Source organism: Brevibacterium moorei, assembly GCF_024580735.1.
GTDB classification, from domain to species: Bacteria; Actinomycetota; Actinomycetes; order Actinomycetales; family Brevibacteriaceae; genus Brevibacterium; species Brevibacterium moorei.
Window position 1 is genome coordinate 1 of the sequence record NZ_JANIJX010000045.1, and the last position, 6,231, is coordinate 6,231.

The 6,231-nt window shown below is 61.2% G+C and carries 6 protein-coding genes; 2 read left to right on the forward strand and 4 right to left on the reverse strand.

The genetic code is table 11. The features are described 5' to 3' along the window. Window positions 1-169 precede the first annotated feature (169 nt). Window positions 170-748, reverse strand: a complete 579-nt coding sequence (locus NQ034_RS15805; RefSeq protein ID WP_257049994.1) for a site-specific integrase — start codon at window positions 746-748, stop codon at window positions 170-172. Between NQ034_RS15805 and NQ034_RS15810 the strand changes: the two genes are divergently transcribed. Both NQ034_RS15810 and NQ034_RS15815 read left to right on the forward strand, forming a co-directional pair. Further along, complete coding sequence (locus NQ034_RS15810; protein WP_257049989.1) at window positions 691-1,089, forward strand: hypothetical protein; 399 nt, start codon at window positions 691-693, stop codon at window positions 1,087-1,089. The genes NQ034_RS15805 and NQ034_RS15810 overlap by 58 nt on opposite strands. A 95-nt stretch (window positions 1,090-1,184) precedes the next feature. Beyond that, entirely contained in the window at window positions 1,185-1,895 is a 711-nt protein-coding gene (locus NQ034_RS15815; RefSeq protein ID WP_257049990.1) for a type IV toxin-antitoxin system AbiEi family antitoxin, read from the forward strand. Between the two features lie 71 nt (window positions 1,896-1,966). On the opposite strand, the gene NQ034_RS15820 is transcribed toward NQ034_RS15815, so the two are convergent. From NQ034_RS15820 to NQ034_RS15830, 3 genes are all read right to left on the reverse strand, one after another. Continuing rightward, the gene (locus tag NQ034_RS15820; RefSeq protein ID WP_257049991.1) at window positions 1,967-2,614 is read right to left on the reverse strand and encodes a hypothetical protein; all 648 of its coding nucleotides are present in this window, start codon (window positions 2,612-2,614) and stop codon (window positions 1,967-1,969) included. 1 nt (window position 2,615) lies between these two features. Beyond that, a complete protein-coding gene (locus NQ034_RS15825) occupies window positions 2,616-5,375 on the reverse strand; it encodes a DNA methyltransferase (RefSeq protein WP_257049992.1) in 2,760 nt (919 codons plus the stop codon). Window positions 5,376-5,526: 151 nt separating this feature from the next. Next, a complete protein-coding gene (locus tag NQ034_RS15830; RefSeq protein WP_257049993.1) occupies window positions 5,527-5,865 on the reverse strand; it encodes a hypothetical protein in 339 nt (112 codons plus the stop codon). Between the last annotated feature and the right edge of the window lie 366 nt (window positions 5,866-6,231).

Below are 6,231 nucleotides of genomic sequence, written 5' to 3' on the forward strand. Positions count from 1 at the left end.
GTCGATGTGCGGGTGCGGGTACAGGCCGGTAGACTTCACTTCGAAGGTGATCTTTCTTCTGCGGGAATTGAACTCTAGACAAGTCCTATTTTCCCAGGTCAGAGGTCACCTTCACCTATTCATCCACGCCCCGGACACCCCACACCATGAAAAACCCAGGCTAGTAAAGCTAGGCGCGACCGAACGCATCGTCCAGCCGGGCGGCCACGTCGTCCAAATCGCTGTCGAAAAGGTCAGCGTAGACATTCAGAGTCATCGACGCGTCCGCATGCCCGAGCATGCGGCTCAGCGCCTTCACGTTCGCCCCAACCTGCACTGCCAGGCTAGCCGCTGTGTGCCGGAGATCGTGAACCGTCAGGCGGGCAATGTTTGCGTCTTCGAGTCCGCGTTCCAGCCAGCTGGCCTCACCCCACCCGTTCGCCTTACCCGGGTACGGCAGCGGCTTGTCGCTACCATTGCGACGCTTGATGAGCCGGGCGCCGTCGGCTTTCTCCTCCATCTGGGCTTCCAGCACCAGTACGAGAAACGCGGGCACCGGCACTGTCCGCCTCTTGCCGTACTTGGGCTCCCCCAGATGCCAGACACCGGTCTCATCCTGTGTCCAGGCGCGGACCACGCTGATCCGCCGTTTTTTGAGGTCGATATCGCCGACTTGGAGCCCATTGATTTCGGAAAATCGGAGGCACGATCGTGTGCATCCGCCAGCTCGGCCCCGAGCAGGCCGAGCGGATCGCCCTGCACGGCCAATGCGCCAGCGTGGTCGCCGCCCAAGCCGACGACGTGGCTTTCAGCCAGAACCAGGAGGCCGGGACCATCTCGATCCGCATCCCCCAGCGCAACCTGGGACAGCCGGCCTCCACGTTCCTCCAGCGAGCCGAATCGGCTTTCCCCGGGTGCGAGCCCGCCCGCGAGCTGGGCGACGATGGCTCCCATTGGATCGTGATCCGGCCCGCCAGCGAGGAGACCAAGCGGGACCGCCAGATGAATGAGGTGTCCGGCGGACTGATCAGCGGGCGGATCTCGGACGGGTCGCCGACATACGAGGAAGGAACCTGGTCGCCGCGGATCGACGAGACCAGGTTCCAGTAGCCGTCCAGCGTGTTGCCCCGGCCCGGATCACCGCCCACATGGAGTGGGGGTCCGGGCCGGTGCCATGTACGGGGTCAGGCCGATAACATCGAGCCATGACCCTCTCCGATGCCCTGCCGCCAGACCAGGCCACCTTCACCGGGGACGAGCTGATCGCACTCCGCGGACACTGGCGGTGGTCCGAGCTGCAGGTCGAGACCACGCGCGCCGGGCTGGTCAAGGTCGGCAGCGGCTACATGCGGCGGAACGCGGGCCTCATCCAGGTCATCTCCGAGCTGCATATCCCTGTCGATCAGATCGGCTGGCGAACGGCGGCATATATGCACGGGGCAATGCCCGAGCCGCCTCGGCCGGTTGAAGTCGTCAGCCACCACACCCATACCCGAACGATGATCGGAGGGCGGGAACCACTGATGCAGGCCCGCACCCGGCCGGCTGATGCCTGCCGCCCGGCGGCTCCGATACCGGGCTCGCATGGGATCCCCGTGACGACGTGTGAGCTAACGATCGCGGACCTGATCTCCGACCAACCCGACGGATGGATCGACACCGTAGGCACAGTTGAACGACTGGCCGAAGGTGGCATCGACGTCGCAGCGATCGCCCGCATGCTGGATGCGCAGCGCCACGCCGATGCCATCGCTCGCCGGCTGGGATGGCTGCTCGACCGATGGGGCCTCGACAGCTCGCCGCTGCGAAGACTACTGGTGCCGGGCAATCGAAACCCATCACTACTGATCCGAGGCGGCCGCAGTATCGGGATTGTGGACTCGAAGTGGGAGTTGAGAGTCAATACCCCGAAGTAGGTCAGAACGCCGCAACTGGCCGGTATACCGTCCGTCGAACGCCACAACGGCAAGCCCTTCAGTGTCTCGCTCTAGCCGAGGTACCTGTGCACAAAATGCGGCTGGCCTTCCGCGTCAAACAGGTCTGACAGGTCGATGCCCAGCATTGATGCTCGCTCTCGATACGAACCCAATGCCACTGCCAGCGTGCGCACAACGTCCTGGCCACTCACTGCCTCGTCGAAGCTGTCGATGTCCTCCTTCCTCGGCTTGCGCTCATGGGACAACTCCCATTTGTCCCGAGGCTGCCAACCGAAGTTGTACCGTGACGACAACGGCCCAACCACAGATCCACGCTGGCGGGGAGTCGATGACAAGAACGACAACCTCGGGTTGACTCGAGTGGGAAAGATCAGTTCGCGAAGGCCCTTGTTGCCGACAATACGCAGACCTCGTGCTGTACGAAACGGAAAGTAGCTCACGGGGAAGTTGGGCCGGACAATGCCTTCTTCTGGCACTGCTGGGCAGGTATCCTCATTTCGATCAAGATGCTGCTCGAATATGTCCCACAGAGTCCTGAGCCACATCGCAGTTTCGACTGCGCTGATGACCGTAGTCTCGGCATCGCAACTCTTGTCGGCGTCCGATGCCCGCTCAAGTGCCGCCAGCGCTGCTACGATGGCAGGCCGCACCCGAGGCGCCCAGATCTCGAACTCCTTCGCATCGGTCGCATTTGTCATATCAGCGCCCATCTCCTGCAGTCATCTCGGCGTACCGCTTGAACAGGATCGCCTGCCGTTCGGCTTCAGTCGTCAGTTTCTTCTTCGCCCCAAAGGCCCTGTCCACGACCTTGTCCAGCGCAGCGTGCGCCTTCAACAGAGCCGGGTCCATCGCCAAAGAGTTGTAATGGTCGGAAAGTGAACGGTCAGGGTGAAGCGCTCGAGCTGCCAGAACACCCTGACCAGCGTCGATGACGGCCTGCCTCGTAGCTTTGCTGACCTCCGGCAGCGGAAGAGTGTTCCAAACGACCGTCTTCGAGAATCGCAAGTCAGACTTAATCCGTCCGCCGACGGCTCGCTGCCAGGCCAAGAACATGCTCGAGCTGATAATGCCGAATAGATAGCCGCTGGGATCCTCTGCAGTGAAGTTTGCGTCCCCTGCGATGACCTCCGGCGAGAAGAGTGCCACCGTAGCAAACCGTCGATTCTCCGAGAAGTGACGCGGTATGCAGATGTAGGGAACAGTCGGGCGGTTTCGGTTAGCGCGGAAAAGGTGCGGGATATCCCTCAGCTTGTACGCATCCCCCGTGTGCTTCGACCCCGTACGAAATGCTTTACACTGCTCAACGCGCGCTCGCAGAAAGTGAGACTTTTGCAAGTCGGCCGGATCTAGATCGACCATCCAGAGGCACCAGCGGGGCTCGTTCTGAATAAGCTGTTTAGCTCCCACGAACCGCCGCACATATCGGGCAGCGATCGGATCTTGCATGGCCAAGCCGTGCGATTCCGCATCAAGTAGGAGACTACCCCCGTCAACCGGCATCGTCCCGAAGTTGACTCCGGGCAGGCCTGGGCTTAGGGGGTGCGAACGCTTGTCAATGAAAATAGCAGGCGCGTCCAGCAAGTACCCATTGATCCGCTCAACTGGCACCTGCACGGGACTTGCCTTTACGGATTCGTAGGTGAACAGTTTGGCCTGAGCTCGTTCTTGCTTATCAAAACCAATGATGACGCAGTGCACTGCGGCCGCACCAGGCGCCTCGGACGTCCAACCGAAAGTTTGATGCGCAAACCGGATACGCCAGCCTTCGTCGAACAAGGGCTTCATCAAGGCAGCGACTGGCAGCCCCTGCGCGATCGAGTTTGTGGATACGAATGCGAACCGCCCACCTGTCGTCTGCTTGAAGTAGTCGCTCGCCTTGATATACCAGCCGGTAACGTAATCCAGATATCCGTCGTAACGATCACCCCAAGCAGCTTTCAAATCGCTGATTTGCGTGGGGGTCTTCGTCTTATGCCCGATGAACGGCGGGTTGCCCACGATGCGCACGTCCGGTGATGGGTGGAACACGTCCGCCCACTCCATCCGCAACGAGTTACCAACGTGGATCGTCTCGATGCGGTCCAGCGGCAACGAGTCCGGTGCTTTACCGAGCGATAACTCCATCGCCTGGTTCGCCTGATGATTCACCAGGTGCAGTGCCGTCGAGGCGATGCGCGCTGGCCATTCCTCAATCTCGATCCCAGCGAAGTGGTCCAGCCGCACCGGCAGATCATCCTCGGTGAAATACAGCGTCGGCACAACATCCTGCTCGCCGAGTTCCTGCAGCCGCTTCACAATATCCAGATCCAGCTGGCGCAGCTCCCGATAAGCAACGACGAGGAAGTTGCCACAGCCACACGCGGGATCCATCACGCGCAGACGTCCGAGCTCCCGGCGCAGTGTCTTCAACTTCTTCTTGTCATGCGCTCCCGCCGCGAACTTCTCCCGTAGTTCGTCCATGAACAGGGGATTGATCGTCTTGAGGATGTTCGTCTCGGTCGTGTAATGCTCGCCCAACTCGCGCCGGGCCTTCTTGTCCTTGACCGCTTGGAACAACGATCCGAAGATGGCCGGCGAGATGGCCGACCAGTTGAACGCGCACGCCTCCAGCAGTTTCTCTCGCATGGTCGAGTCGAACGCGGGGATGCTCAGGGGTTCGGCGAAAACCCCGCCGTTGACGTAAGGGAATCGCATAACGAGGTCGTCGAGGTTCTTCTGCCGACGCTCAGGCTCTTTGTTCAACGCCTGATAGAGCATGGTCAACTGGCCGCCCAGGTCGGAGCCATCCTCAGATGTCCGGGTTTCGATGTACTCGAAGTAGCTATCCCGCTCCCACACGCCGGAGTCGTCGGCATACAGACAGAACAGGGTCCGCACCAGGAAGATGCTGGCCTCGTGGTCGTCGTAGCCAGATCCTTCCAGTGCCTCGTACAACTCGGCCATGAGTTTCGCGGCCTTGATCGACGCGGCTTCCTGCTCACGGTCTCCGAACGAGTGCGTCTGGTAGCCGGCCAGGAATGCCAGGTACTCGATGTTCTCCGGCAGCTGCTCCAGCGTGAACTCGCGCTGCGCGGCATCCGCATCGGCCAGCAGGTCGAGGACGCGGAACTGCTTGAAGTCGCTCGTGATGATCCACCGCGGTGTCTCCGCCTCAGTCAGGTCATCCACATAGTCCAGGGCCTGCCGTTCGGCCTTGGCCAGGTCTTTGCCCGCGGACTTCATCTCGATGAGTGCAAGCCCCGGAACCAGGGCATCTATGTAGCCCTGCCCACCGGTCGAGGACCGCCGTGCGCGCTTCTCGTACAGCCCCGCCTTGGTATCGGTGATCCCGAAGGCGCCCAGTAGGTCACGGATGAAGCTCTGGGCTTCCTGCCGCTCCTCCCCGAGAGAGTCCCGCCAATCCACCACGAACCGGGTCGCCCGCTTGCGGATCTCACCCAGTGCCAACGCCTTCGCCACGCTGTTTCTCCTTGTCGACGCCCAATCTGAGGTCGAGCCTATACGTGCGCGAAAAGCCCACACAAAAACCCACACATAAATGTGAGTCCAGACGGGAAAACCCGGGAACGTTCGGGTTAGCGGCAAGAATGTGTGTACAGCGTCGGCGTGTCTAGCGTCTTCTTCCACCCCACCCCTGTTGGATTCCGTTACCGTCTTCGGGGCTGAAATGGGTGTCGTATACGGCTGGCCCGATGGGCTCGTCGCTAGTCATGACGGTCTGCTTCTTTGTTGGTGCCCAGTGGTCTGGTGTGACGAGCATCCACGGGTCTTCAGGTGCTTGTGTGCGCCGGTAAAGCAGCCAGTCGACACCGCGCCTGGCATGGTCGATCGACATGCCACGGTGGTGGCGCAGGAAGTCTTTGATCGCCTTGTTCGGTCCGCCTTCTAACGCGTTCGTCGTCTTCGCGATCGTGTAGCCGTCTTCGGCGAGTTTCAGCCAGGTGAACAACTGGTCATTGCGGATCAGGTTGGCCAGCAGCTTGTGGGCTCTGCGGGTACGGATGTGGGTGTACCACCAAGACTGGTTCGCCCCGACGTGAGCCGGCCGGCTCGCTCCCGATTTCGCGCGGGTGCGGTGTTTGAGGAACGTTTCCCAGCGTGCTTCCCACGTGGCGAACTCGGCACTCCAGGCAGCGGCTTGTTCCAGCGTGGTGACGCGGCTCAGCGTCTTGTACAGGCCGAGGAGTTTGAATCGCCCCGGGAATAATAGAGGCAGGGAGATTGGAAGAAGGAGATTCTCTCGTGCCAGTGAAATACACCGACGAACTCAAGGCTCGCGCCGTCGCGCTCGTCATCCATGCCCGGGCCGATCCCG

Coding starts and splice junctions, on each gene's coding strand:
- NQ034_RS15820 (WP_257049991.1), bottom strand. CDS start 2,614: ATGACAAATGCGACCGATGCGAAGGAGTTCGAGATCTGGGCGCCTCGG.
- NQ034_RS15815 (WP_257049990.1), top strand. CDS start 1,185: ATGACCCTCTCCGATGCCCTGCCGCCAGACCAGGCCACCTTCACCGGG.